Source organism: Litoribrevibacter euphylliae (assembly GCF_042646085.1).
In the GTDB taxonomy this organism is placed as follows: Bacteria; Pseudomonadota; Gammaproteobacteria; order Pseudomonadales; family Litoribrevibacteraceae; genus Litoribrevibacter; species Litoribrevibacter euphylliae.
In genome coordinates this window covers 1-623 of sequence record NZ_JBHRSZ010000003.1, presented here as the reverse complement: position 1 = coordinate 623, position 623 = coordinate 1, and the positions used below count along the sequence as shown (strand labels likewise).

The following is a 623-nucleotide window of genomic DNA, read 5'->3' as shown; positions in this document are numbered from 1 at the left end:
ACCATGACTTTGGGATGGCCGTAAATTTAAGTTCTACCTATGTTGCGGGCCCTTCATACTTCTTTAGCTCGACAGCCGATGAACTGTTCATCTTTGATCCTGGCTACATAGGCACAGGCCGTCCAGACACAGACGGTGATGGTGTAGAGGATTTACATGATGCGTTCCGTGAAGATCCAACGGAACAATACGACACCGATTTGGATGGTATTGGGAACAATGCGGATACCGACGATGATAACGACGGTTATCTCGATGAAGATGATGCCTTCCCGTTAAGTAAAGACGAGTGGGTAGATAACGACCAAGATGGCATTGGTAATAACGCCGATACTGACGACGATAACGATGGTCACTTAGACGTGAATGATGTATTCCCGTTTGATGAGACTGAGTGGGCGGACAACGACGCCGACGGTATTGGTAACAACGCGGACGAAGACGATGATAACGACACCTTGCCAGATGTCTGGGAAATTGAGGTGGGCTTGGATCCGTTTGATGCATCGGATGCGGCATTGGACATTGATAACGATGGCCTAACCGCGATCGAAGAGTATGCGCATGGTTCGTTACCGTCTTTAGCAGATACAGATGGTGATGGATACAACGACGATGTGGAC

Annotated in this window: 1 pseudogene; it reads left to right on the top strand. The window is 48.5% G+C overall.

From position 1 onward, the window contains the following. Positions 1-14: 14 nt before the first annotated feature. Positions 15-623: pseudogene (locus ACFOEK_RS07575) on the top strand (hypothetical protein); the annotation flags it as partial.